The organism is Ruegeria sp. D7, from assembly GCF_056534355.1.
Genome location: NZ_JBQFPG010000017.1, coordinates 20,506 through 47,485 on the forward strand (window position 1 = coordinate 20,506; position 26,980 = coordinate 47,485).

Consider the following 26,980-nt stretch of genomic DNA (forward strand, 5'->3'; position numbering starts at 1 on the left):
GCCCTATACTCGCACCCTGAAGTGTTACCCTTCGACCTTGTGCAGTTTCTTCTCATCCAGCATCAGCGCCAAGACGATTCCAGCAGCGACTGAGATCGTGGCGAATACAAAAGCCATATTCATTCCGGTATCAAAGGCCGCCGCAATGGCGGCCTGAACCTTTTCAGTTTCACCTGAATTCAACTTTTCAAGCACTGCTTTTGCCGAGTCTGTGTTCAGCGTTCCACCATTGATCGCTTTCTGGTCAGCGTCGGACATGTTGATGCCTGACGCGGTCAATCGGGTTTTCAGGCTGGACAGGCTTGTCACATACATGACCGCCGTCGCACAGGCGACCGCGATTGCCCCATAGACAAGATGGGTCATGAAACTCAGGCCGCCAACCAGTCCGGCGCGTTCCGGCTTGACCGCGCATACAGCGGCTGTTCCCGAAGGCCCGACCGTCAGCGTTGCGCCCAAACCAATCAGCGCCATTCCGGGCAGAATCTGAAAATATCCGGTCCCGGAAGGCATGATGACAACGCTTGCCGCCCCGACTGTGGCGCAAATATATCCCCAAAACAGCAGTCGCTTGGGCCCAAAATCGTTATACAGCGTACCCGAGACGATCGATCCGACCGCTAGCAACACCGTCAGCGGTGCCAAACCCAGCGCCGATTGGAACACAGACCATCCCAAGACTTTTTGCATATACTGCGGAAAATATAGCAGCCCGACAAAAGCTGCCGAGACGTTGAACATATTCAGACCCAAGGTAATCAGAAACTCTCGGTTCTGCATCAACTGAGGCATTAGCAAGGGTTCCTTGACCCTCTTTTCGACTTTCGGAAACAGGAAGAAAAAAACGGCGCTGACAAAAAACAGCAGCAAAAGCGGCAGCGAAGTCCAGCCCCAATCGGCACCAACATCCAAACCGTAAAGCAAGAGCAAAACTGCAAAAGACAGGATGCCCATCCCGGCAAAGTCGATGTGTTCACCTTTCTTATGCTCGGTCTCACGCTCCATCAGCAGGATCGCAGTCGTCATCGAAATGCTGGAAAACACCACATTGGCGAGGAAAAACAACCGCCAATCACCCAGATTGACCACCGCGCCGCTAATCATCGGTCCAAAGACATTACCCGTGGTGACACCCGCCAGTATCAGCCCCATCACCAATGCGCGGTGTTCTTCTTTCGACACTTTGGTGGCTCCAAATGCCAGTGTGCAGGGCCACACGCATCCCGCCCCGATCCCCTGCAAGGCGCGTGCGCCGATCAGGTAGTCCAAACCGGGTGAGACAAAGCATAAAACCGACGCAAACAGAAAGATCGAAAGACCGATGATCATCATCTTGCGATGACCATACATGTCACCCAGGCGACCTCCGGCCACCATCGTCATTGCAAAGAACAGAGCGTAAATATTCAGAACCCACTGGGTGCTGGTGATGTCGGCGTCAAAGCTGTTTTCGATTGCCGGGACCAGCATCAGGGCACCGGTAAAATCGATCCCGATCCCGAAACCCGTCACCATCAGCGCGATGACCTTTATGATGCTGTTGCGATCCATAGGCCAATCCAATGATGCACGTATGGACCTGAAAAGATAGGGACAATCCTATCAGTACTGTGGTCAGGTTTCGCTTTGAGATGCCTGAGAGCGGCGGAACGCGCGCTTTAACATGTCCAGCTCGGCGCGCAACAAAGCGACTTCGGCCCTCAGATCATCTGCGGCAGGTGAACCGGCGATGATGGTGAAATCCCCCAGCTTATGGCCTGTTGTTCCATCGTGAATCACGACAGTATGGACACCTTCCGACAGGGCGGCGGGCGGCACTGGGATGCGCAAGGCCCAGCCATCTGTTGCTGGTTCCAACTCAACATCAGTCAAAGGCTCACCAAGAAACAGCACCTTGATCTGAGGGGGGCTTTCGCTGGTCAAATGGCCTTCCCACAGGCCGTTTTCGAAGCGGATTGGTGTCAGGGTGGTATGAGACATTGAGTACCCTTTACAGATCGGCCCGGTGGTAACGGCAGAATGTCAGGTCACGAAACACCACACGGTTCATCGCGGGTTGATCAAGGATCAGATCCAGCCAGAGTTTTTCAATTCGACGCTCATTCACGTTCAGATGGGCCAGATCAAAATCTACAGTCGCCGCAGGTGTTGAAAGATCAAGTTCGCGCAGAACCTGCTCGGTATTAGGGCCATGCTGAATGTTCAGGCGGGCGAAGACAACGGTAGAACGCTCGCACTCAACCAGAGTGTCGACCCGCATCAGATGCTGGCGGGACAGATTTATGGCGGCATCCGTGGGCAGATCAACGGAGAGCGACAGGAAAGATCCCTGAAAATCAAATACCTCAACGGCCAGACTGAAAGGCGCCAAATCCTTGTCTCGCCGATTTCGGATTTGCTGCAGCCCGATCTCGACCTGGCTGCAATCGTGAAACAGGATGACCTGCCCATCCATCCGCGCCTTGCGCGGGGCCGAGGCTATACCTTTGCGGATCAGTGGCGTCCGCCACAGGTCCGGTCGCCACGACCAATCCGTTCCCAGGGGTTTTGGAAACTGCGTCGCCCCAATCAAGGGTTGGATCAGTCGAGCATCAGCTTTTTGAATTGCTTGTTCAAGTTTGCCGCGCAACCGCCGGGCGTCATCACGTTGGCGGCGAAGCTCAGGCAGTGCGAGGTGGTCAGACTGCTGCGCGGCACGCTGCCAGCGCCCCAGAGCCTTTAGTTGAATATATCGATCCAGTAATCTGCCCATCGCCCCATCTTTCAAGACAGCCCCTCTTTAGTCAAAGTCGGGGCAGGGGACAAACCAGTCTTACTTGATTAGCGGATAAATCTTCCCGAATCCTAAATGTGAACTCCTATCCAGCTGGTTTCTGCGTCGCAAAGAGCCGCCATTCTTGCAATAGCTCGGGCCGAGGCTTACCGTCGTCGCTCGGGCAATCGGCATTTGTCCCGGATCATACAGGCTCATCATGAGGCAGGGGAATGGAACCCACCCTATTTTCATTCATTTGGAAGCATTCGAAAAAGCAGCAATTGGTCCTGCTGTTGCTGACCGTTCTGTCATTTCCGTTCCTTTACGCTTCGTTGGAGCTTCCTAAGCAGATCATCAACGACGCGATTGGTGCGCCCGCAGACACCGTGACAGTACTCGGCATCACCGTGACCCAGGTGCAGTACCTGCTGATTCTGTGCTTTGCCTTTTTGGCAACTGTCATCGCCAGTGGCGTGATGAAAATGCGCATCAATACCATGAAAGGCATTCTCGCTGAACGGATGTTGCGTCGCCTGCGCTTTACCTTGATCAGCCGCTCGATGCGCTTTCCCAAATCCTATTTCGCCACCACCAGCCAAGGTGAACTGGTATCGATGATCACGTCCGAGGCCGAACCCATGGGCGGGTTGATGGGAGATGCCATCGCGCAGCCCGTTTTTCAGTTCGGCCAGATGATGACGATCGTCACGTTTCTTTTCATGCAAAGCGTGTGGTTTGGTCTGGCCAGTATTGCATTGATCCCTTTGCAGGCCTGGCTGATTCCCAAATTGCAACGTCAGATCAACCTTTTGAACAAGGATCGCATTCAGGAGGTCCGGCGGCTGAGCTCTGAGATTGGCGAAAGTGCTGCTGGTATCAGCGATCTGCGCACCAATGGCGGCTGGCGCTATCGTCTGGCGCAATTCAGCCATCGGCTAGGAACCTTGTTCGAGATCCGTTTTAAGATCTACAACAAAAAGTTCTTCATGAAGTTCCTCAACAATCTGATCACTCAGATGACACCCTTCCTGTTCTATTCAGTAGGCGGCTATCTGGCGATCACGGGCGAGGTGACAGTGGGCGCATTGGTCGCCGCGTTGGGTGCATATAAAGACCTCAGCGGCCCTTGGAAGGATCTTCTGACCTACTACAACCAAGTACAGGACATGTCACTGCGCTGGGAAATTGTGACCGAACGGTTTGCCCCATCGAATATGATACCCGAACAGTTGTTTGAGGGCGTCCCCGAGGCAATCCCGCACCTAACCGGCGATATCGAACTGCGCAACGTGACCGTTCGTGATGATGACGGAAAGACCATCCTTGAGGATATTGATCTTACCATTCCCCAAGGCGCCCGGGTTGCGATTCAGTCGAAACACGCTTCGGAACGCAGTGCGCTTGCGCAGTTGCTGACGCGCGAAGTGCTCCCGGTTCAAGGCGAGGTTCTGATGGCTGGCCACAACCTCAACAGCCTGCATCAGGCGGTGATTGCGGCGCGGATCGGCTATGCCTATTCACGCCCTTACCTGTTCGACGGAACATTGGGTGATAACCTGCTAATGCCGCTGCGCACGCATCCTCAACACGAAAGTGGTGCATTGCAGGCCCCCTCACGCCGCCAGATCGAAGCCGTGCGCGCCGGGAACCCACCCGATTCACTGTCCGATGAATGGATAGATCCAAGCCTCGCGGGTCTTGATGACATCGAGGATATTCGCGATTGGTGGTTCCAGCTTGTCGAAGCGATGGGCATTGATGAATTTATGTTCCGGCGCACTTTGCGCTCTCAGTTCGACCCGGAAGTACACCCGGTGCTCGCGAAAGAAATAGTCGATCTGCGAGATACCGTTGCCACACGCCTGCAAGAGCGCGGTTTGGACAAGTATGTCTATCGGTTCGATCCTGACCAGTTCAATCCCGCCGTGCCCTTGGGCGGGAACCTGCTGTTCGCTTCACCGACGCATGATATCGCACCGGACATTCTGGCGGGGGACCACCGCTTTCTGTCGTTGCTTACGGGCAATGGCCTGGATGATGACGCGCTCAGCATCGCTCAGGCCGTTCTGGAAACCCTAAACCAGACTTTCGGGCGAGATGGGGCCGATCACCCGTTGTTCTTGCGGCTTGGCATGTCAAAAGACATGTACCACCGTCTGCTCGATATCGAAGAGCGCCGCAAAACCAAGGGCGAAGAAGCCATCGGCGATCAGGAACGTGCGCTGCTGTTGACCGTTCCATTCATGCTGACCGCTGAACAAATCGGCCCAAGTTTCCCTGAGGAGTACAAGGACAAAATCCTTTCCATTCGTCACAGTCAGGCCGAACGGCTGCGGGGCGCTATGGGTGCGATGTTCGTGCCGGTGTCACCGGACGTCTACGTTCCCCGCCTGACAGCAATGGAAAACGCTCTGTATGGTCGGGTATCCATCATGGCTGGTGCTCATGCAGAAGAGATCGAAGATCTGGTCGCGGAGGTTCTGAACGAGGCCGGGCTGCGCCGAAGGGCCGCCGCGATCATCTACGACCTGCCGTCCGGGTTAGGTGGGAACAACCTTCCGACAGTGTTTCAGGAGCGTGCTGCCTTTTCTCGTGCCGGGATCAAACGCCCCGATATCCTGATACTCGACAAGGCACTGGCCAGCCACGACTCTGAAAGCCGCCTGCGGACCCGTCTGAAGCTGCGCGAGTTATTACCCGACTCGATTATGATCTTTATGGAGGATCATTTTGCCCATCCGGAAGCCTATGATTTGTTTGTTGAAATAAAGGACGGTCGCATCGATGGTGTCTCACGCGTGTCCACCGATGCTGAAGACACCGGGACGGACGACCTGAGCCGGAAACTCAAGATCATTTCTTCGACCGAGTTGTTTTCACGAGTCGATGGGCGTAACCAGCGTCTTCTGGCGTTTTCGGCCCAATGGTACGAGGTCGCGGCAGGTCAAACCATTTTCGCACGTGGCCAGGCTCCCGATGCGGCGTATTTGTGTATTTCAGGTTCGGCAAGCCTGAATTGGCTGAATGAACACGGTGAAATGCGTTCGCTCTCGATAGTAGAACCCGGGCGCCTTATCGGCGATCTTGCGATTATCACCAATGAGCCGCGACAATTGGATTTGGTGGCCCTCACGGATTGCTCGTTCCTGCGGATCGGCGCGGAGGAATTGCGTGCTGTGATTGAAAGTGACGCGGGCGTTGCGATGAGGCTGCTTGAAACCGTGGCCGGATACCTGTCCACGGTGTCCGAGCGGTTGCGTGACCCCAACACTCCAATTGGGGATGACCTGCCTTCGGTAAGTGCTGAGCAATCCGATGAGCACTAATGAAAGGCGGGGGGCCTATTCAAGTCATCAGCAATTGCTAGGTGCCGCCCGCAGATATCCCGAGATATGGCGCTTGTTGGCTGGTCTTGCGCTGGTCTCAGTGGTTGTGGTCACGCTCAATGCAATCTTGTTCGCAATCGTTGCCAGTCTTGGCTCATCAGGATCGGCGGTCACATTCTTGAATGGATCGTCGCCAACAGCGCTCCTTATTGTGCTCTCCAGCTTTATTTTTGTCACTATTGGCGTGGCGTTGGGGGCACGACTATTTCAGCACCGGTCACTTGCCTCGGTCCTGGGCGAACAATCCATCGCAATCTGGCAGTTTTGGCGCGTTGTTCGCGCATTGCTTCTGCTGGGTGCAGTCATATTCATACTCCCCCCCTATGACCTTGGTGCACCATTGGTGGCGAACCTCGCGTTAACCAAATGGCTTTTGCTGCTTCCCTTATCCGCTGTTGCGGTGCTGATTCAGACCAGCGCCGAGGAAATCCTGTTCCGAGGCTATATGCAACAGGGCCTCGCCGCGCGGTTTCGGTCTCCGCTGATCTGGATGGGTCTGCCATCAATCTTGTTCGCAGCTGGCCACTACAGCCCCGCGACGGTCGGAGACAATGCGGTCTTGATTGCCATCTGGGCGCTGACATTTGGGCTTTTGACCGCCGATCTGACCGCGCGAGCGGGTACGCTGGGCCCCGCCATTGCGCTGCATTTTTTCAATAACATCGCGGCTCTGCTTGTCATTTCGCTTCCCGACAACCTTGGTGGCCTGGCCTTGTTCCATCTTCCTTATGAGGCATCGGACGCCGAAGCGTTGCGACCTTGGTTGCTAGTCGACTTTGCGCTGATGATCGTGGGGTGGCTCACCGCAAGATTGGTCCTCAGGCGCTGATTGCATTTCCCGGCATTGCGTCTTATTTGACGTCAACGCCGCATTATCAAGGTTCCGACATGAACTGGATCACAAACTACGTCCGCCCCCGGATCAATTCGATCTTCTCGCGCCGCGAAGTGCCCGAAAACCTTTGGCACAAGTGTGATGAGTGTGGAACCATGCTGTTCCACCGCGAATTGGCGGAAAACCAGAATGTCTGCACCCAGTGCGACCATCACATGGCAATCACGCCGCGCGATCGGTTCCAACATCTGTTTGATGGCGGTATTTTTTCCGAGGTTGATGTCCCGGCACCGAAAGACGATCCCCTGCAGTTTCGGGATCAGAAAAAATACCCTGACCGTATGAAGGCGGCCCAGAAAAAGACCGGCGAGAAAGAAGCGATGCTGGTCGCCGTTGGCGAAATCGGCCGTACCCCGATCGTGGCAGCCGCGCAGGATTTTTCGTTCATGGGCGGATCGATGGGCATGTATGTAGGCAATGCCATCATTGCTGCAGCACAGGAGGCTGTTAGGCTACAGCGGCCCCTGATCCTGTTTTCGGCAGCCGGCGGCGCGCGGATGCAGGAAGGCATTCTGAGCCTGATGCAAATGCCGCGTACGACGGTCGCAGTGGAGATGCTAAAAGAAGCAAACCTGCCCTATATTGTTGTCCTGACCCACCCGACTACAGGCGGCGTTACAGCCTCGTACGCGATGCTGGGTGACGTTCATATTTCGGAACCCAATGCCCTAATCTGTTTCGCCGGACCCCGTGTGATCGAACAGACCATTCGTGAGAAACTGCCCGAAGGATTCCAGCGCGCTGAATATCTGCTGGATCACGGGATGCTCGACCGAGTGACCAAACGCACCGAGATGCGGGATGAGCTGATCACCATCACCCGAATGCTGATGAAGCAGCCCCCTGCGGTCAAAGGCGACCTTCCTGCGCCCGAGCTGGAAGAAGCCCCAACCGAGGCACCCACCGAGGACGCGGTCGAAAAATGACCTCCCCATCTTCGGATGCCATCCTAGACCGGATGATGGCGCTGCACCCCAAGATCATCGACCTGACCTTGGACAGGGTATGGCGTTTGCTGGCGGCACTGGACAATCCTCAGGTTAAGCTGCCTCCAGTCATTCATATCGCTGGAACCAATGGCAAGGGCTCGACCCAGGCCATGATCCGGGCGGGGCTTGAAGGGGCAGGGCATGCGGTCCATGCTTATACCTCACCTCATCTGGCCCGGTTTCACGAGCGAATCCGACTGGCAGGTGAGCTGATTTCCGAACCCGAACTTACCGCCGTGTTGGATGAGTGTTACGCCGTAAATGGCGGTGAGAACATCACCTATTTTGAAATCACCACCTGCGCCGCGCTGCTGGCATTTTCCCGCACCAAAGCTGACTATACGCTGCTCGAAGTCGGGCTGGGCGGGCGGCTGGACGCCACCAACGTGATCGAACGGCCCGAGTTGACGGTCATCACCCCCGTCTCGATCGACCATGAGCAGTTCCTGGGCGACACTTTGGGCAAGATCGCCGCTGAAAAAGCCGGAATCATCAAGCCGGGCGTTCCCTGCATCGTCGGCCCGCAGCAGGATGAGGCGCTGGAAGTCATCGAATATACCGCAGCCCGTCTGGGCGCTCCGCTATTGGTCCACGGGCAGCACTGGCATGTTCATACTGAGAACGGTCGCCTTATTTATCAGGACGAAACCGGTTTGCGCGATCTGCCTATGCCAAACCTACTGGGTGCTCATCAGATCGAAAATGCAGGCGCGGCTCTGGCTGCGTTGCGCCACCTGCAAATGGGCGATGATGCCTACGAGGCCGCTGTGGCCAAGGCCGAATGGCCCGCGCGCATGCAGCGGCTAAAAATCGGTCCTCTGGTTGAGCAGGCCCCTCAAGCTGAGTTGTGGTTGGATGGCGGTCACAACGCGGCTGCAGGCACTGCTTTGGCCGAGGTTTTAGTGTCACTACCAGAACGTCCCACGCATTTGATTTGTGGTATGCTGAATACCAAAGATGTCACCGGTTATCTCGCGCCATTGGCCCAAAGGGCAGACAGCCTGACGGCCGTATCGATCCCGGGTGAGCAGAATACGCTGAGCGCGGACGAAACCGCCGCCGCTGCTGCTAAGGTGAATCTGGCCGCCACAACAGCAGACAGCGTCACAGACGCGCTCGCCGCAATCACCGCTCAAACCCCTGATGCACGCATTCTGATCTGCGGGTCGCTTTATCTTGCGGGAAACATCCTTAGAGAAAACGCCTGATCCTCCGCCTGATGAAAAAGATTCTGCGCCAGGGCAGCAGCCCCTATCTGCCCCAATCCTTGTCTTGCATCTCCCGCAGGCGCGAGGCCGTACGCTCAAACTCAAAAGTTCCTTCCCCTTCGACATAGAGCATCTCAGGCTCTGCGGCGGCGGAACAAATCAGCCGAACTTTCGCCTCATAAAGCGCATCGATCAGGGTGACGAAGCGCTTGGCCTCATTGAAATTATTGCGTGACAAACGCGGGATGTCTTCAAGAACCAATACCTTCAGCGCTTCTGCGATGGCCAGGTAGTCTCCCGGACCCAACATTCGTCCGCAGAGGTCATAAAACGAGGCCCGTGCAACGCCGTTGCGAAAGGCGGGCAGGACAACTTCGCGACCCTTCACCTGAAGGGCCAGCTCTTCTGCCGGTCCACCCGACAGATCATTCCAAACCCCACGAATCTTCTCCCGCGCTTCGGGCCCAATGGGGGTGAAGTAAACCGGCGAGCCTTCAAGTCGGTTCTGCCGGTAATCCGTGGGTGAAACCAACTCCCACACTTCCAGTTGCTCTTTGATGTGCTGTATGAAAGGCAGAAAAAGCTGCCGGTTCAACCCATCCTTATATAGATCATCCGGATGTCTGTTCGAAGTCGTAACGATAACGACACCACCCTTGTAGAGCAGATCAAACAACCGCCCCACGATCATCGCGTCGGTGATATCGATGATCTGCATCTCATCAAAGGCCAGCACCCGCGCCGATTTGATGACTGCATCGGCCACAGGGACCAGCGCGTCCTCAACGCCGTCTTCACGCGCCTTGTGCAGACCGGAATGGATTTCCTGCATGAACGCATGAAAATGCACCCGTCGAACTGGGATTTCACCCAATGTCTCGACAAACATGTCCATCAACATCGACTTGCCGCGCCCAACACCTCCCCAAAGATACAAACCCTTGGGTGGCGGCGGCGCTTTGCGGAAAAATCCACGCTTAACCGGTTCGGCCAAGGCTGCCCGAATGCGCTCAAACCGGGGCAGCACAGCCTCTTGCGCGTCGTCCCGGGTCAGTGTCCCATCAGCAATAAGATCTTCATAGTGTGAAATTAGATCCGTCATGAGTTGAGCCATACCGATCGCTTCGTGTGTTGAAAAGAAACCTTTTTTCCAGACACATCAATTTTGCTGAACTGGCGTCACAAAACTCCTGAATTGACGCGCCGAGTTGTACCGCTAACGTCTGCTGGAACCAATCTTCGGAGCCTTAATGTCGCAATCCACCCGTTTGCTGAACCCGATCCTGATCGTCGGCTGCATCGTAATTACAGTCAGTTTTGCCGTACGCGCCTCTTTTGGTGTGTTCCAGATACCGATTGCGGATGAGTTCGGCTGGCTACGCAGCGATTTTTCGATGGCGATCGCCATACAAAACCTGGCTTGGGGGATCGGCCAGCCGATCTTTGGCGCCATTGCGGAAAAGATAGGTGATCGGCGCGCCATCGTTCTGGGCGCTCTGACCTATACGGCGGGAATGGTCCTGACGGCATGGTCCGTTACCCCGTTTGAACATCAGATGTATGCCTGGCTCGTGGGTTTCGGGATCGCTGGGACGGGGTTTGGCGTGGTCCTTGCGGTCGTAGGTCGTGCCTCATCGGATGCGAACCGCTCGATGTCATTGGCGATTGTCACCGCAGCGGGCAGTTTCGGGCAAGTCATTGGCGCACCCACAGCAGAGTGGTTGCTGACTTTCTTACCCTGGCAGCAAGTGTTTCTGATCTTTGCGGTGGCTATCCTTGCATTGATCCTGACATTGCCATTCATGCGCGCGCCTCAGCCCGTCAGCAGGACGGAGCTAGAAGAGAGTATGGGGCAGATCCTGTCCAAGGCATTCCGCGACCCGTCTTATTCGCTGATTGCGATCGGCTTTTTCAGTTGCGGCTATCAACTGGGCTTTGTCACAGCCCATTTCCCTGCCTTCGTCACCGAGATGTGCGGCCCGATCCAACCCGGAGGCGTCTTACATTCGATGGGGATCACCACAACTTCAGCCTTGGGGGCGATTGCGATTTCGTTGATAGGGTTGGCCAATATCGGCGGAACCCTTTTGGCCGGATGGGCTGGAAATCACTTTCCGAAGAAGTACCTGCTCGCGGCGGTATACACCGGTCGGACGCTTGCAGCAGGAGCATTCATTGTTTTCCCAATCACGCCATTGTCCGTGATCGCGTTCTCGCTTGTAATGGGGTCGCTCTGGCTGGCGACCGTGCCGCTGACGTCGGGCCTTGTCGCGCATCTCTATGGTCTGCGGTACATGGGTACGCTCTACGGGATCGTCTTCCTCAGCCATCAGATCGGCAGCTTTCTGGGAATCTGGTTGGGCGGGCGCATGTACGACCAATTCGGTGACTACACTATGGTTTGGTGGATCGGCGTCGCGATCGGAGCGTTCAGTGCCATCATTCATCTGCCCATCCGCGAAAACCGCTCGCCAACCGGCGTGACAGCCTGAGCTATGCGGCCTCTTCAGCGGTCAGCAGCCCCTCAGAAACCAATCGCTCCGCCCAACCCTGCGGATCGATGAAGTGATGCGTTTGCCATCCGCGCGCCCTTGCTGTTTCGATATTCTCGATCCTGTCATCTGCAAACAAAAGCGCCGAGGGAGGGATGCCGCAATCGGCCTCAACCATTTCGTAAATTGGCATATGAGGTTTGACCGTCTTCATCCGACCCGAGACGTATTGACGATCAAACTCATTCAGAAACGGATAAACGGTAGTGGCATAGTCAAAATTCTGAACCCCAAAATTCGTCAGGGCAAACACCGGGATCTTCTTGGTCCGCAACGCGCGCAGCAGTCGCGCTGAATGTGGGATCTCGGGCGCGGCCAGTTCGATCCAGTTGTCATGCCACATTCGGATTTCATCGCGCCATTCCGGGTACTTGTCCGCCCAATTGTAAATCGTATCCGTGAAATGATGGCCCTGATCTACCAGATCATTCATCCCATGCAGATCGACCTCGTCAAACATGGCGCGACGACGATCCTCGCCGATTACCCGATCATAATAGCGCTCGGGCTGCCACTCGATCAGCACATTTCCGATGTCAAAGACGACGGCTTCAATGGCCATGACTTAATCCCATACCAGTTCAATCACAACGACTGAACCAAGCGCAGGTCAGAGATGCAAGCGCCAACCGCAGCGCGGCACGCGCTGCCCAGCCCAACGGGAGGATACGCATCTTTGATGTGACTCTGACCGGCGGGAGCACTACCTTCGTAGGGCAGCGCGTATCTCGCGCTCAAGCGCATCTAGAAAACGCGACCGGTCGGCTTTGCCAAATGGTTTTCCCCCGCCACCTGTCCCCAGCGGGTTTGCCGCGCGAAGGTCCGCCATCAGATCGCGCATTGCCAATTGCTGACCGATATTGGCCGCAGTGAAAGCCTCACCACTGGGCCGAAGCACGCGTGCTTCGGCTTCAATACACTTGGCGGCCAGCGGTATATCAGAGGTAACGACAATATCGCCGGTGCCGCAGCGTTCGGCAATCCACTTATCCGCCTCATCTGCTCCCGAGGCGACGATCACTACCTGCACCAACGGGTTGGTAGAGGGGCGTAGCCCTCCGTTTGAGACCAGAACCATCGGCACCTTGTGCCGGGTTGCCACCCGTTCAGCCTCGGCTTTGACCGGGCAGGCATCCCCGTCGATGTATAGCGTCGTCACGCCTCTTTGACCTTTGGGGCTGACTTCGCCTTTGGCGTCGATTTGCGCACCTTGAATTCGTCCGGAATGGGCATCCGGTTAAAGGCATCCAGCCCCGCGATTTTGTAAGCTTCGGCAAGGGTCGGATAGTTGAACGTGTTCTGCACGAAGTAGTCCACCGTGCCTTTCAGGTTCAGCACCGCCTGCGCAATATGGATCAGCTCGGTTGCCCCTTCGCCAACGATTTGCACACCTAGAACCCGCCGGGTCTTGAGCGAAAACAGCATTTTCAGCATGCCATGCTCCAACCCCATGATGTGCCCGCGTGAGGTTTCGCGGAAACGGGCCACGCCCACTTCGTAGGGAATACCACGCTCCTGCAGTTCTTCCTCGGACATCCCGCAGGTTGAGATTTCGGGGACCGAATAGATCCCATACGGATACCAGGGGCTTTCCGGCAGGGTCGGAGTCTCCAGCGCATGACAGGCCGCGACCCGCCCTTGTTGCAACGAAGTTGAGGCCAACGACGGATGCCCGATGACGTCTCCGGTGGCATAGATATGCGGCGCCGAGGTCTGATAGGTCTTGCGGTCCACACTGATACGATCGCGATGATCCGTTTCAATGCCAACCGTATCCAGGTTCAGCGCCGAGGTTGCCCCCATCCGCCCGGCTGCAAACAGCAGCATCTCGGCCCGGACGTGCCGCCCATTGTCCAGCGTGATCTCAACATGGCTACTGGCGTCTTCTATTTTCTCGACGGCTGCACCCAACCGCAGATCGACGCCATTTTCACGGATCTGATGTGTGAAATCGTGGATCAGTGTCTTGTCGATGAAATCCAGAAACGTCTCGCGCGGTTCGATCAACGTCACCCGGACATCAAGCGCCGAGAACATGGTTGCATATTCAACGCCGATCACGCCCGCACCGATCACGCAGAGCGAACGCGGGATTTCCTCCATCTCAAGGAAATCATCCCCATCGACGACAGTTTTGCCATTGAAAGGCACGTAATCTGGCCGGTAGGTCTTGGTGCCGGTGGCGATCAGGAATTTGGCTGCTGTCAGACGCGTGGATTCGCCTGCATCCGTAGCCACCTCGATCTCGTGTGGCCCCGTGAACGTCGCCAACCCGTTCAGCGTTTCAACATGGTTGCGGTTGAACTGATGCTCAAGCACATCGACCTCGTGATCGAGTGTCATGTGCAGCCGTGCTTTCAGATCCTCTGCGCTGATCTGATCCTTGACCCGGTAAGAACGCCCGTAAAAACTGCGCTCGCGCCAGCCTGACAGGTTCAGCACCGTCTCTCGCAAGGTTTTCGATGGGATCGTGCCGGTATGAACAGAGACACCACCAAAACGGTCTTTGCGGTCAATCACAAGCACCCGGCGTTGCAATTTGCCTGCCTGAATCGCCGCTGCCCGGCCTGAAGGGCCCGAGCCGATGATGATCAGGTCATAGTCATATTTGCTCATGCCTCAGTCCCCATACAGCGCTTCGGCGTGGAAGGTGATGTGATCCTCCATAAAGGTGGACACAAAATAATAGGAATGGTCGTAGCCGGGCTGCAGTCGGTAAGTGGCCTGCTGGCGACGCTCGGCAATTGCCTGCGCCAGTGCCTCCGGGCGCAACAGATCCATAAACTGATCGTTTGCACCGGTGTCGATCAGGACCGGTCCGTCAAAGCCTGTGCTTTTCATCATCGCCGACGCGTCATGCTTGGCCCAAGCGGCCTCATCATCGCCCAGATACGCGCTGAGTTGCTTGCGACCCCAATCCGCACCCATCGGGTTCGAGATCGGCGAGAAGGCCGAAACAGAGCGGTAACGCCCGGGCAGGTTCATCGCCAGCGTCAATGCGCCATGCCCACCCATCGAATGTCCTGTGATGGCCTGACGATCAGGATCAATCGCAAAGTTCTTGGCCAGAAGGGCCGGCAACTCTTCGGCAATATAATCCCACATGTTGAAGTGAGGCGTCCAAGGGCCTTGCGTGGCATTGACATAGAACCCTGCGCCTTGGCCAAGGTCATAGTCTTCGTGATCTGCCACGCCTTCGCCGCGTGGTGAAGTGTCGGGGAACACCAGCGCAATGCCCTGTTCGGCCGCCCAACCCTGGGCACCCGCCTTCGTCATGGCATTTTCATGGGTGCAGGTCAGGCCCGACAGATACCACAGAACAGGAACGGGGCCGTCCTTGGCTTCGGCTGGAAGAAAAAGGCCAAATGTCATATCACATTTGCAGGCCGAGGAAGCATGGCGATAAACGCCCTGCACACCACCAAAACAGGCATTTTCCGAAAGGGTTTCCATCAAGCTGATCCTTACGTTGTGTCCGGGCCATGGCTACCGCTCTGCAGCGTCGGCGTAAAGTGCAGCCACCTCTGGAAAGCTCATTTTTCGAAAAGGTGAAGATCAGAATCCGCTGACCCATCCTATCGCCAGCGGGACGGTCAGAATGCTGGCGAGGGTAGATAACAGGATGGCAGCAGATGCCCGTTGCGGGGCCACACCGTAGTGCGCAGCCAGCATGTAAACATTGCCTGCAACTGGTAAAGACGCCGCCGCGATTGCGACCATCGCAGGGAATGAGGCAACCGGGATCAGCCAAATCACCATAAGTGCCACGAAAAACGGATGCAGCACCAGTTTGCAAAAACTCAACCAGCCCGCGATCTGGATGCGCTCGGCCGATTTGTCTGCCAGTGACGCCCCGATGGCAAACAGCGCCCCCGGCGTAGCCGCACCGCCCAGAATTGTCAGAAAATCATTAAGCGGGGCTGGTACAGGCACCTCTAACGCGGACCAGATCAATCCGGCGGAGATTGACAAGATCATGGGGTTTCTTAGCAGGCCAATCCCGATCAGGCGCATCGTCCCCAGGCTGAGCCGACCATCGCGGCCACCGTTGATCAGGATCACGATCAATGAGGAAAACACAACCAGATCAACTGTCAGCACCAACATCACTGGACCTATGGCAGCTTCGGAGAATAAAAGCGCAAGCATGGGCAGGCCCAGAAACCCAACATTGCCAATAGCAGCACATTGCGCCTCGACCGCGGCGGTGGGGATGTCCAGCCCTCGGAGATAAGCGATAGCCGTCGCCAGCGCATAGACGCCAGCAGTGCCGATCAGATACCCGATAACCAGCCGACCGTTGAAAATTTCGGCAAAGGGCAGGGTGGCGGCAAACCGGAATAGCATAGCCGACAAAGCAAAGAAAAACACGAACTTGGTTAGATATGCTGTCGCCTCGGGAGGGAAAAACCGGCTGCGTCCGGCCCAGAACCCCAGGCCGATGATTGCGAAAAAGGGGAGAGTGCGCAGAAATATCTCGACCATGGCAACGTGTTAACATGGCTGGTCAGGCTCGCAAGGTTGACGCACGGTCGGCGGTACGATTGAAGCCGTAACGTTGTGCCAAAACCGCTATCGGAGTGAAAAGCGTTGAAACTGAACCGAACGGTTTATAGTGTTGCAGGATATCGCAATCCGGAGACACCATGACCCAAGCCGCCACCATCCTGCGTACAGGCCGTAAATTCGACCAGGTGTTACGTGGGGCCCGAGAGGTTTTCATGGCGGATGGGTTTGAAGGCGCAAGCGTCGATGACATCGCGCGTGCGGCGGGTGTTTCGAAGGCAACGCTATACAGCTATTTCCCCGACAAGCGACTGTTGTTCACCGAGGTTGCCCAGACCGAATGTCGCCTGATGTCTGAACGCATCCTTTCGATGATCGATGAGACCAAGCCAGCCCGCGAGGTGCTGACGATAGCAGCCACTCAGCTTACGGCTTTTCTCGTCTCGGACTTCGCGCAGCAAGTCTTTCGCATATGTGTGGCCGAGCGCGACCGATTCCCCGAGCTTGGTAAAGCGTTTTATGAAGCAGGACCGAGGAACGGCCAACGCCAGATGGCCGAATATTTGACCAAGGCGGTTAGCAAAGGTGAGTTGGCGGTTGAAGACGTCAACATCGCGGCCGAGCAGTTTTCTGAACTGTGCAAAGTCCGACTATGGGGCCGCGCGGCGTTCGGTATCCAAAATCGATTTGACCAGAACGAAATCGACGAGGTCGCATTGCAGGCCGTCGACATGTTTATGGCCCGCTACGGCGTTTGAACTGCGTAAGTTCGCCAGCGATAAGTCACATTGATGGTAAGAAGTCGTGTTGGTGCGGGTGGAGGGACTTGAACCCCCACGCCTTGCGGCGCCAGAACCTAAATCTGGTGCGTCTACCAATTTCGCCACACCCGCAACCCGATGCCGAAGCACCGCGACGACGCGCTGAATAGCAAAGCTTTTGAATGAGTGCGAGAGGTAAAATCAAGCGAGAGGGCAGTTTATTATCGTCTCGCTGGAAACAATCTTTTGCCGAAGTAAGTTTAACCAGAACTCGCATGTGCCAAATGTTAAAGAACGTGCCTTGGACAGTGAGAATGCGGTTTGGCCAGTCTTTTCAGCACGAACAGTGCTCAGGTGCTGGTTTTGGTCGTAATTTCACCTGTGTGAAGGCCCGTTTTCTGGTCCTTCTTTTTGTTTCCATTTAGCGAACTTTTATCGCAATTTTTCTCTTTATCTTAAACTCGCATACGTTGAGTCGCTCAGAGATTACTTTGTGTGGGGCACATTTCAAAAAAGTGTAACTTGAGGTGAGTGGTTTCGTATCGAACTTCAATCAGAGGTTCCTTCGATCACAGAAATAGAAATTATTTCTATATATTTCAAAAAAGTAAGAAGCAGCATGTAAATCCTTGACGCCACGGAACCTCGGACTTTTTAACAAGCAATCAAAGCCATAAAAACTTGGACAACTCGTCAACGTCGTGGCTTACACTCTCATAGGTTGAGGTTTTTCTATGAGACGCCATCATAATTGTGCCACATTTCAAACGCCAAAATATCCTATTCGCGTCAAAATAACACCGCGGTAATCGTAATTGATTGGGCGCAGGAGTTAATGAGTCTTTTTGCCTTCTGGCACCGTGCGAGTTTCTGCTCAACTCCAGAACAAGGGTCTCTGTCGTGACCAACCAGATCAAATCCGTTGCTTCCGAGCAAGACGCTGTCAGCCTTGCGCGTGAAAGCTTTATTGGCGAACTGAAAACACTGAACCGTCAGCACCCTGGCACAGGATTCGGCGTCGCTCTCCGTACGCATTCGGGCAATCGCTACTTGCTGGCTAATGCCCGCATGCCGCTGCCTGCCAACAAAACAGATGATTTTCCGACCGGACGCCGTGTGGCTTGTTTGGAAAATGGTGAAGGCTTCAGTTCAATCGAAGTTCTGGCTGATTCTTTCGCATATGAATCGATTTCACCGCGAACCGAGGCCGCAATCCTCGGCAACGCGCTGGACCTGATCGCACGAATCGACACGCTTGCAAGCCTGCCTGACGGGGCAGGGAACCACATCGCTGCAACTGGTACCGGAGGCTGACCATGGCGCGTAACGACCACCTTCTGTCTGTCGGAAACGAGTCCCTGTCTGAGATGACAGAGGCAATGACTTCGTTGACGACACAGATCGACCAATTGACAGAGGTGGCGGATGCGCGGTCTTCCGCACGACTGGCTGCGCTCAAGACCAAAATGGAGAATTTTACCGCCAGCGTCACGATGGTGGGGCAGGTGAAGGCCGGCAAATCCTCAATCGTGAACATATTGGCCGGGCGGCCAAATCTTTTGCCTTCGGATGTGAACCCGTGGACCTCGGTGGTTACAACGCTGAACATCAACACCCGCACAGAAGGCGACACCCGTTCCAAATTCACATTCTTCGAGCAGGAAGAATGGGATAATCTGATGGTTGGCGGCGGTCGTCTGGGCGAGTTGGCCAATCGAGCCGGTGCCGATGATGAGATGGACGATATTCGCCGTCAAATCGGCGAGATGAAGGCCAAATCAGAAGAGCGGCTTGGGAAGCACTTTGACCTGATTCTCGGTCAGAGCCACCAGTATGATTACTTCGATGATGAACTGATACAGCGGTATGTGTGCCTCGGGGATGAGGATGACCCGGATATCGACCCCAAGACGGGTCGTTTCGCCGATGTGACCAAATCGGCCGAGCTGTTCATGGATATCCCGCAATATCCGATCTCGCTCAAGCTCTGCGATACCCCAGGTGTGAATGATACCTTTATGGTTCGCGAACAAATCACCCTACGCAGCCTGCGTGGATCAGAGGTGTGTGTTGTTGTTTTGGCTGCCAGCCAGGCGCTGACCACGATGGACATGGCGCTGATGCGGATCATCGCGCAGTTCGAGAACCGCCAGATCATCCTGTTCGTGAATCGCATCGATGAACTGTCTGACCCGGTCAATCAGGTGCCTGAGATACGTGATCGTATTCAGGACACACTGAAACAGAACAACATAGACGCCAACACCAGTGTTGTTTTTGGCAGCGCTCTGTGGGCCGAGGCTGCGCTAACCGGAAACCCGGACATTCTAACTGAGGAATCGCGCGAGGCGTTGAACACCTTCTATCTGGCGGCCGGATTTGGCGATCAGGCTGCATCGCTGGATAAGATCTGGGCGCTATCAGGATTGCCTGATCTGCTGCTCGCCATGAATGAGCGTATCGCTGAGGGTGCAGGAACGCGCCTTTTGGATCGCGTTCGCCATCGGGCGCGCAACATTGCCAGCCAGATCCGGGCGACTGCAGTGGCAAAGACGCTGTCAAACTCTGACGGTATCGTTCGGGACCTGGATGGTGCGTCGCCCGAAGAAGCGATCGCAAAGGTTTCGGCTGAATACGAAAAGAAAGCCTCGGAACTGACAACCAAGCTTCGCGACAAGGTATTAGAGCGACTTGCGTCCGCAGAAGCAAATTTTGTCAAACGTGCGACGGATTCTCTGATCTCACATCTGGAACAGAATGGTGAGCAGGGTACATGGCAATATGATCCGGCAGGTCTGCGCACCTTGCAGAAGGCGGCATATTTCAGCTTTGCCCGATCCATGCGTAAGGATGCCGGTGCTCTGTATTCGGCTGCTGCAGCGGATGTCGAGGCACTGTATCAGAAGCTGCTGGGCAACCACTTAGGTGAATTCAACATCGAAGCCCCGATCGTGCCGCGTGTACCCCCGCCATTAGGGATTGGCCGCACAATCGCACTGGACCTGCAGAGCACATGGTGGCGACGTTGGTGGCAACGCCGCAAAGGGTTTGAAGCTTATGCCGCAGACTATACGCGTTTGATCGCGTCCGAGGCGAACTCGATCACCAAAGACATCGAGGAAAACCAGATCGCCGCCGTCTTAGAGAACGTGCGGGCCACGTTGACCGACTTTATTGCCGAACAGAAGGACACGCTGCTCAGCATCTCGCAATCGCCTGAAAGGGCTGCGGCCCAGATGGCCGAGCAGAAGCCGCAGAAATCACGTGACGATATTCTGGGCGATATCCTGAAAGACCTTAGTAACGAAGCAGCATAAGAAGAGTTATGGTAAAAGAATCACAAACCCGCTTCGTCTCTCCCAAGGCTTGGAACCGCATCGAGCAGTGGTCCCGCCGCAAACCTGTGTTTGCGCTCATGGGGGAATTCAGTGCAGGCAAATCGACGTTGATGAATTTCCTGCTGCGCAAACAGGCACTGCCGACGCAGGTCACAGCGACGCAACTGCCGCCGATCTGGTTTAGCTGGGGCAATCGACCCGCCTATATCAAACGCCATGATGGTAGTACGCAGAATATCGAATTGGATCAGCTTGAACAGGTTGGTGTCAACGACGCCCAGTTCATTCGCATCTTCCTTGAAGCCGACATTCTCGAGGCGGTCGACCTGATCGACACACCCGGCATTTCGGACCCGAAGATTTCGACGGATGTCTGGCAACGCGCAGTTGGCCAGGCCAATGGTGTGTTGTGGTGCACGCACTCGACCCAAGCTTGGCGCGAGACTGAACGTGCCACTTGGGTTTCGCTGCCAGAACGTCTGCAGCACAAGTCGCTGTTGTTGGTGACACGCGCAGATGCCTTGAATCAGAAAGACCGTCAAAAGGTCTTACGCCGTGTAAATCGGGAAGCGGGTCATTTGTTCAATCGCACGATCCTGTTCTCGGCCCGTGATGCCATCATGGCCCGTGACAAAACCGGCGACGCCGAGCTGTGGTCACGCAGCGGCGGCGGCAAGATGGTCGACAGTTTCCTTGAGATCACTGAGCAGATCATGGACAGCCGTGCGGATATGCTGTCGCGCTATCAAATTGACAAATCCCTGTCAGACGCACCCAAAGTTCAGCCATCGCGGCCCGAGAAAACCTCTGGCGATGCGCCGCTGAAACTTGTCACGCCGATGGAGGATGACACTGCCGATAGTGATGTGGTTACAAGTTTCCCGGTACGCCCTGCCCGCGTGGAACGCCGCACCGAGGAGTCCGGACAGGCGCGGATTGATGCAGAAGAAGCCGAGCGGATGCGCGCGGAAATGGCTACCGAAGTGGAGCCTGCTGATGAAGACTTACGTGCCTTGTTCTCTGACAAGACGGAAGATCCGCTGGATCTGAACCTCTTGGCAAATCCCATCACCGACGTGGATGAGTTTGATTTCATGGATGACGATGATGAGGAAGAGCAGGAAGATGCCGAACTGATCGTCTTGGGTGAAGAAGAGGACGAAGCGGAAGCAGTCGAAGCTGCGGACACCGAACAAGAGCCGTCGGAAGACGCCGAAGAATCATCAGATATCGAAGTATCGGTTTCGTCGATTACGGCCCTGTTGGCGGAACAGTCGGAAAACTCGGCAGACGAATATGAACCGGAGCCCGAATCGAATGCGCTGGCTCCAAACCGCGTCGTATCAATGGTGGGTGAAGCTGCTGCCGAAGAGATTGAAGATGCAGCCGATGACAAGGCAGATGATTTGGGCGATCGCCTCATAGAAACTCCACTCAGTGCTGCAGCAATGTGGGGTGAAATCGTGGCGCGTGAGAACCTGCCTGACGATGCAAATGGCCTGAAAAGCGCCTTTGCAGCATTCTTGTCCGAGTTTGACCAGATTGCGTTGGAACATGACGCTAAGCGGAATCAAGACATACCGGGCGCCGTTTCTGAGGCTCGCAAAAACGGCGGAGCGGAGTGGCATGCGATTTAGATTAAACCCGAAGGTGGGCATCTGAATGTCGATTGACTCTGCTCTGGCTTCGGCCATCGAAACCATACCCGACTGCATCGCAGCCGGGTATGTCGACATGGAGACCGGCATGTTATTGGGCGTCGACGCGTCGGACCAAGACAGCGCTGATGCGCTCGAAAATCTCGCACTTGCAGTAGCTAATCTGTTTCAGGGACGCGGAATGAAGGGATTCGAAGAACTCCTGCGTGCGGCAAAAATCGACGATACTGAACACCCCGGATTTGGGGAAATCGCGGTGTTCTCAAACGACCGGCTGCACATCTTTCTCAGGACAACAGAATATCCTGATCACGTGGTATGCTATATCTGCCGCGACAGCGCGAATGTCGGGCTGGCGCTTACGAAATCACATCTCAGCCTCGGGCCGGTGGCGGCCGCGGTGTAGACGGGACCAGAGGGGGTCACGCATGATGGATAGTGAAATACTGGATATGCTCGAAGGGATCGGGCGGACTTCGATCGCGCGCTTATCGCCTGCAATCTACCTATCGGGTAGCAGCGCACTGTTACGCCGGAATGAGGTGCTGGGGGCCATCCGGGGCACGATCTTGCCTCGGCGTTTGGAATTTACGGCGGCTGACGGGGCAACTTTGGCTATCGAAGTCAACAGCTCTCGGGTCACCGACGTATTCCGCTGTGCTTCGGGCCCTGTCCCGGATTTTGAAACCGAAGCACGCGAAAAACTGATCGAACGACTGGCGCAAGTGGTGTCGGAAATTGCAACGGCACCCGGCCCGCTTGAGTTGGTTTCTCTGCGCCCGGATACGGCGCTTGAGGCTGATGACGTAGGGGTTACCTTTTCGGAGGTCGAAGCGGCCTGCGCGCGGATTGAACTAATCGAAGAGCCGCGCATGGCCATCGTTTCCGACCAGACCTTAGAACCAGAAGCCCAGCCAGAAACTGCGTCACAAGGCGCCACCAGTATTGCCGGAAAATTCTTTGAGGGCGCGGATCGGTTCGCATTAGGTCGAATACTGATTGGGTCGACTGAAGACGAGATGCAATTTGACGGGTTGTGTGCGCAGGGCCAAGACGCACATCCGGACACGGATATATTGGCCCGATTCACCCGAGATCTGGCGGGATGGCAGGCCGATGGTTCCGATGCTTTAACTGATCCACAGCTGATCGTCATTCGCCCGACAGGTGGACAAGGCGCGGGTCTCGCCATCTTATGCGACGGTCAGGAAACCGCCGCCGCCGTTCATGACGCCCGCAAGCTGGGCGCTGTCGTCAACCTATGGAAAACATTGAATAGCGCCGTTGAATAACCGCGTTCCTGCCAAATAGTGTCCACTTTGCAAAGTTAAACAAAATACGAGTTACCAGGGTAAATCTTATGAGTGAGTTAAATCGCCGCGAGCTTATTCGCATCGCAGAAGACATGAACGGGACGAGCAATGACGAAACGCGTCACTTCATCTCGCGCATCGTTGACGACTTGTCGAACCTCAAGCCTTCGATAGCATTCGTAGGTCAAATCAAGGCCGGAAAATCGCGCTTGATCAACGGTTTCACCGGGCATGCAGAATATCTACCCTCGGACGTGAACCCATGGACGACAGTGATCACCGACATGCATTTCGGTCATCCGTCCGGTCGGACGTCGGGCGCCGAGTTTCATTTCTTCGACAATCGCCAATGGCAGGCCCTGATCGCCGAAGGTGAAGAGTTGCGCAACATGTTCCCTGATGAAGAGGACAGCTACAAGCGCGAGATGATCGAAGAGCAGGTCGAGGCAATGAAAACCCGCGCCAAGCTACGCTTGGGGGAAAGCTACAAACACCTTCTTGGCGAGCATCACGATCTGGATGAACTGACCTCGGATGACCTGGCGCGCTATGTCTGTGCCGGGGATGACCCGACGGATGAAGACCAGTATGACCCCGGTTCAGATCGGGGCCTTTACAGCGACATCACCCGTAAGGCCGAGGTCTATTTTGACATTGGCCATTTTCCGTATCCGGTGACAGTCACAGACACACCCGGTGTCAATGACCCGCTGCTGATCCGTGAAGAGATCTCGCGCCAGTATCTCAAGGAATCCGACTTTTTCGTCGTCGTGCTGTCTGCGCATCAGGCGTTGTCGCGGGCTGATCTGAAGCTATTCCGCCTGATGCAAGCGCTAGAGCTTGGTCAGATCGTGGTCTTCATCAACCGCGTGGACGAGTTGGGCGGTGGCGCCGAAGATGCCGGCAAGGTGCGCACAGACGTATTGGACGGGCTCGAACAGGCGCTTGGCAACTCGGAGATTGACGTTCTGATGGGCAGCGCCCAATGGGCCCATTATGCGCTGACCGGGGATGAAACCGGAATCGACCATGATCAGATATTGGCGTGGCTGAGGGCGCATCCCGAACAGATGAAGCAATATCTTGACGGCGTCGAAGAGATCAAACAAGGCCCCGGCCCCATCAGCCGCGAAGGTGTATTGCGATTTGCCGCGATGATCGCGTCGGGCCTGCCCGATCTGCGCCGTCATGTGACCAAAGCCCTGACCGAAGGACCGCGCCAAGAACAGCTTAATATTGCGTGGCAGCACCTCAACAGTTTTGCCCAAGGTGAGCTTGAGCGCAGCACTGCGCGGCTTCGTGCGATTGAAGAAAAGGATGGTCCCGACACAGCGGATGTCGAAGAAAACAACAAAACGCTTTCTGAGTTGCGCGCGCTAGTTGAAGATAAATCCAAGGCCATCACCAATGATATGGACGATGTACTGGCCAATTTGCGAGGTGTTATGGATGACACCGTCGCCGAGGCTGTCTCGATCGTTGTGCGCGGCCCTGATGGGCAATCGCCTTTGCTGGCCAAAGACGGAGATACCGAGCTGAACTTTACGCCTCTGCGTGAGCGAATGCGCGAGCTTGTCCAGGGCGCGACCCAGGTGGTGCGGCAGCGCATGCTTAGTGAGCTTTACGCAATCGATATGCAGACCAATGCTGCTTTGCGCGCCTTGCCCGGATGGCAGGAGCCCGTGGACAATCGCATGAATACCAGCGCGGTGCGTTGGTTCCGTCCAAATACAAGCGCGCTGACGCGTGGCATTACGGTTGAGTTGCGTGTGACATGGCTGTCGCGACTGATATCGCGTCGCAGTGTGTTGAACCGCGCCGAACGGATGATCGTTCAAGAGTTTGAGATGATCGGAGACGATCTTGTAGATACCGCCAGAAGCGACCTGATCGAACGCATGAAAACCGTTCTTGACCATTATATGGCGCTGCTGGCCGGGCATCTGGAACATCGCGCAGGCCCCGATGGGTCGAACGCGCGCGCCGAAGCGCAACGTGCGGTTGACCAAGCGCGGCGCATCAGCGATGAACTAGGGGCGGTGCACGGAACTGCACCCGTGGACACTCGACAGGCAGAGGCCGCAGAATGATTGAATTCCCCGGAACCGAGAAGGAAGTGCGCCAGCTAGAGCGTTTCCTGACCGCCACCGAAAATGCACCCTCATCGGCAGAGCTGGATGATATGCGCGCCCGCGCGCTGGCCCATGCCGAGCGGCTTTCGAACGCGGTTTCCATTGGTTTTGCCGGGGAGTTTGGAGCCGGAAAGTCCAGCCTTGCCAACATGCTGGCGGGGGCAGACATTCTGCCCACCGGGCCGCAGCATCTGAAATTGCCCCTGGTGATCGTGGCCTATGCCGATACGCCTGAGACAACCGTTGGTTGGTGGGACAAGGAACCCAAAGTCTATTCCGGTATAGCGCTGGAAAAGGCAGCGGCGGATGAACCCGATTTCATCTCGGTCGGGTTGAATACCCCTGCCCTGCAGGAGATTTCGCTGTTTGATTTGCCCGGTGCCGGTGCACTGGATGATACCTACAAACAGACTCTAAATTTGCTCGACTATGTGGATTGTGCGATCTGGTGCACCAATGGCACCAACGCCTGGCGTGAAACCGAACGCCATTTGTGGTCGCAGGTCCCTCAAAAGCTGCGCGATAACAGCTTGTTGGCTGTAACACATGCCGATTTGCCTCCGGTGCGGGATGCTCTGGATCGGGTAGTCGCACGCCTGAACAAGGAGAAGGGCGATTTGTTTCGCGCGGTTGTGACCATCGGCACCCCGGTAGCGGTACGGGCCATGGAACAAGAGCCTGAACCCGACTTTGCTTTGTGGGAAACCTGTGGCGGGCAGAACTTGGCAGAACAGGTTTTGCACATAGCCTCTGATCACCGTCGCCATGATCTTGAGGCCGCCCAAAAAGATCTGGCTGAAGAGTTTATGCCTTATCTGGAGAACCTTACTGGTGCGGCTTCGACAGATCGCGCTGAGGCCGACGGCAATACTGTGCAGGCAAGCCTAGAGGCCGCCCTGCCCCCCCTGGACAATCCAATCCTTGAAGACTGGCTTGCGGCCATCGCCAGCATTTACAACGATCTGCGCGAAAGCTCAGATATTGAACCGGCGGCCTTCCTGCAAAGCTGTCAGGAAATCGTCGAGGATTTTGCCGAAAGGTTAGAATCTGGTACCGAAATCGATCCCAAAGCAGACTGGATTCCGGCCGAGTTTGAAAAGGCCACTGACCTGTTGCTGTTGCTGCAGTTTGAAACCGGGGACGCACCGCTGAAGGATGCAATAAGCATTCTCGCACAACTCAGCGACAATCTGGCTTGGGCGGGCAGCTCTGTTGCGTCGGCGCCCCCAAAAACCGGCACATAAGTTTTTCCCGCTTGAATTGAGCCGCATCGCAGCGATTCGAAGCGTTCGGAATCAGCGCGATATTGTTTCGAATTCGTGGACCAAGCGTCTATTTCGGCGGTATAGAATCCATTTCTTCCATCAGGCAAACACAACATATTGTGGCATGAGGGTCTGGGCTCACTATATAGGCGATTTCGATTTTTGTGATCCATAGTGAAGCCATCAGGCGGCCCCAATAAAGTCAAATTTGAAACGTCTAAC

The 26,980-nt window shown here is 55.6% G+C and carries 22 protein-coding genes and 1 tRNA gene; 13 read left to right on the forward strand and 10 right to left on the reverse strand.

Going from position 1 to position 26,980, the window contains the following annotated elements; translation table 11 throughout:
• Positions 1–24: 24 nt before the first annotated feature.
• The 3 genes from ACRZ9U_RS18705 to ACRZ9U_RS18715 form a co-directional block, all read right to left on the reverse strand.
• Positions 25–1,551 (reverse strand): MFS transporter, encoded by a 1,527-nt coding sequence (locus ACRZ9U_RS18705; RefSeq protein ID WP_170407245.1) that lies wholly within the window; start codon positions 1,549–1,551, stop codon positions 25–27.
• Positions 1,552–1,614: 63 nt separating this feature from the next.
• Positions 1,615–1,980, reverse strand: a complete 366-nt coding sequence (locus ACRZ9U_RS18710; protein WP_170407248.1) for a hypothetical protein — start codon at positions 1,978–1,980, stop codon at positions 1,615–1,617.
• 10 nt (positions 1,981–1,990) lie between these two features.
• Entirely contained in the window at positions 1,991–2,752 is a 762-nt protein-coding gene (locus ACRZ9U_RS18715; protein WP_170407250.1) for a DUF6478 family protein, read from the reverse strand.
• Between the two features lie 233 nt (positions 2,753–2,985).
• Here ACRZ9U_RS18715 and ACRZ9U_RS18720 point away from each other — a divergent pair, with 233 nt between their 5' ends.
• From ACRZ9U_RS18720 to ACRZ9U_RS18735, 4 genes are read left to right on the forward strand one after another with little or no spacing between them, the layout of a single operon-like run.
• Entirely contained in the window at positions 2,986–6,081 is a 3,096-nt protein-coding gene (locus ACRZ9U_RS18720) for an ABC transporter transmembrane domain-containing protein (RefSeq protein ID WP_170407253.1), read from the forward strand.
• Positions 6,071–6,970, forward strand: a complete 900-nt coding sequence (locus ACRZ9U_RS18725) for a type II CAAX endopeptidase family protein (RefSeq protein WP_170407256.1) — start codon at positions 6,071–6,073, stop codon at positions 6,968–6,970. Before ACRZ9U_RS18720 ends, ACRZ9U_RS18725 begins: the two co-directional genes overlap by 11 nt.
• Positions 6,971–7,029: 59 nt before the next feature.
• Complete coding sequence (accD, locus tag ACRZ9U_RS18730; RefSeq protein WP_170407259.1) at positions 7,030–7,962, forward strand: acetyl-CoA carboxylase, carboxyltransferase subunit beta; 933 nt, start codon at positions 7,030–7,032, stop codon at positions 7,960–7,962.
• Positions 7,959–9,233 (forward strand): bifunctional folylpolyglutamate synthase/dihydrofolate synthase, encoded by a 1,275-nt coding sequence (locus ACRZ9U_RS18735; RefSeq protein ID WP_170407262.1) that lies wholly within the window; start codon positions 7,959–7,961, stop codon positions 9,231–9,233. The genes accD and ACRZ9U_RS18735 overlap by 4 nt, the downstream gene beginning before the upstream one ends.
• A gap of 43 nt (positions 9,234–9,276) precedes the next feature.
• On the opposite strand, the gene zapE is transcribed toward ACRZ9U_RS18735, so the two are convergent.
• The gene (gene zapE, locus ACRZ9U_RS18740) at positions 9,277–10,335 is read right to left on the reverse strand and encodes a cell division protein ZapE (RefSeq protein WP_170407266.1); all 1,059 of its coding nucleotides are present in this window, start codon (positions 10,333–10,335) and stop codon (positions 9,277–9,279) included.
• Between the two features lie 148 nt (positions 10,336–10,483).
• Here zapE and ACRZ9U_RS18745 point away from each other — a divergent pair, with 148 nt between their 5' ends.
• A complete protein-coding gene (locus ACRZ9U_RS18745; protein WP_170407269.1) occupies positions 10,484–11,725 on the forward strand; it encodes an MFS transporter in 1,242 nt (413 codons plus the stop codon).
• Position 11,726: 1 nt separating this feature from the next.
• Here the strand turns inward: ACRZ9U_RS18745 and ACRZ9U_RS18750 are convergent, their stop codons facing one another.
• The 5 genes from ACRZ9U_RS18750 to ACRZ9U_RS18770 form a co-directional block, all read right to left on the reverse strand.
• Positions 11,727–12,347, reverse strand: coding sequence for an HAD family hydrolase (locus ACRZ9U_RS18750; protein ID WP_480902669.1), 621 nt, complete (start codon positions 12,345–12,347; stop codon positions 11,727–11,729).
• A 141-nt stretch (positions 12,348–12,488) separates the two neighbouring features.
• Positions 12,489–12,944: a YaiI/YqxD family protein gene (locus ACRZ9U_RS18755; RefSeq protein WP_170407274.1), complete on the reverse strand. Its 456-nt coding sequence runs from the start codon at positions 12,942–12,944 to the stop codon at positions 12,489–12,491.
• A complete protein-coding gene (sthA, locus tag ACRZ9U_RS18760) occupies positions 12,941–14,401 on the reverse strand; it encodes a Si-specific NAD(P)(+) transhydrogenase (RefSeq protein ID WP_170407278.1) in 1,461 nt (486 codons plus the stop codon). The genes ACRZ9U_RS18755 and sthA overlap by 4 nt, the downstream gene beginning before the upstream one ends.
• A gap of 3 nt (positions 14,402–14,404) precedes the next feature.
• Positions 14,405–15,238, reverse strand: a complete 834-nt coding sequence (gene fghA, locus ACRZ9U_RS18765; protein ID WP_170407281.1) for an S-formylglutathione hydrolase — start codon at positions 15,236–15,238, stop codon at positions 14,405–14,407.
• A gap of 102 nt (positions 15,239–15,340) precedes the next feature.
• Positions 15,341–16,270: an AEC family transporter gene (locus tag ACRZ9U_RS18770; RefSeq protein ID WP_170407284.1), complete on the reverse strand. Its 930-nt coding sequence runs from the start codon at positions 16,268–16,270 to the stop codon at positions 15,341–15,343.
• A gap of 161 nt (positions 16,271–16,431) precedes the next feature.
• Between ACRZ9U_RS18770 and ACRZ9U_RS18775 the strand changes: the two genes are divergently transcribed.
• Positions 16,432–17,049 carry a TetR/AcrR family transcriptional regulator gene (locus ACRZ9U_RS18775; protein ID WP_170407287.1) on the forward strand — a complete coding sequence of 206 codons (618 nt, stop codon included), beginning with the start codon at positions 16,432–16,434 and terminating at the stop codon, positions 17,047–17,049.
• A 50-nt stretch (positions 17,050–17,099) separates the two neighbouring features.
• Here the strand turns inward: ACRZ9U_RS18775 and ACRZ9U_RS18780 are convergent.
• A tRNA-Leu gene (locus ACRZ9U_RS18780) sits at positions 17,100–17,184 on the reverse strand.
• Positions 17,185–17,952: 768 nt separating this feature from the next.
• Between ACRZ9U_RS18780 and ACRZ9U_RS18785 the strand changes: the two genes are divergently transcribed.
• The 7 genes from ACRZ9U_RS18785 to ACRZ9U_RS18815 all read left to right on the forward strand — a co-directional run bounded on the left by ACRZ9U_RS18785 (position 17,953) and on the right by ACRZ9U_RS18815 (position 26,737).
• Positions 17,953–18,366: a hypothetical protein gene (locus tag ACRZ9U_RS18785; protein WP_170393931.1), complete on the forward strand. Its 414-nt coding sequence runs from the start codon at positions 17,953–17,955 to the stop codon at positions 18,364–18,366.
• Positions 18,367–18,368: 2 nt separating this feature from the next.
• Positions 18,369–20,369 (forward strand): dynamin family protein, encoded by a 2,001-nt coding sequence (locus tag ACRZ9U_RS18790; protein ID WP_170393929.1) that lies wholly within the window; start codon positions 18,369–18,371, stop codon positions 20,367–20,369.
• An 8-nt stretch (positions 20,370–20,377) separates the two neighbouring features.
• Entirely contained in the window at positions 20,378–22,027 is a 1,650-nt protein-coding gene (locus ACRZ9U_RS18795; RefSeq protein WP_170407290.1) for a dynamin family protein, read from the forward strand.
• Positions 22,028–22,052: 25 nt separating this feature from the next.
• Positions 22,053–22,454 (forward strand): hypothetical protein, encoded by a 402-nt coding sequence (locus ACRZ9U_RS18800; protein ID WP_170407295.1) that lies wholly within the window; start codon positions 22,053–22,055, stop codon positions 22,452–22,454.
• Positions 22,455–22,476: 22 nt separating this feature from the next.
• A complete protein-coding gene (locus ACRZ9U_RS18805) occupies positions 22,477–23,340 on the forward strand; it encodes a hypothetical protein (protein WP_170407298.1) in 864 nt (287 codons plus the stop codon).
• A 68-nt stretch (positions 23,341–23,408) separates the two neighbouring features.
• Positions 23,409–25,451: a dynamin family protein gene (locus ACRZ9U_RS18810; protein WP_170407302.1), complete on the forward strand. Its 2,043-nt coding sequence runs from the start codon at positions 23,409–23,411 to the stop codon at positions 25,449–25,451.
• Positions 25,448–26,737, forward strand: a complete 1,290-nt coding sequence (locus tag ACRZ9U_RS18815) for a dynamin family protein (RefSeq protein ID WP_170407305.1) — start codon at positions 25,448–25,450, stop codon at positions 26,735–26,737. The genes ACRZ9U_RS18810 and ACRZ9U_RS18815 overlap by 4 nt, the downstream gene beginning before the upstream one ends.
• The last annotated feature ends 243 nt before the right edge of the window (positions 26,738–26,980 follow it).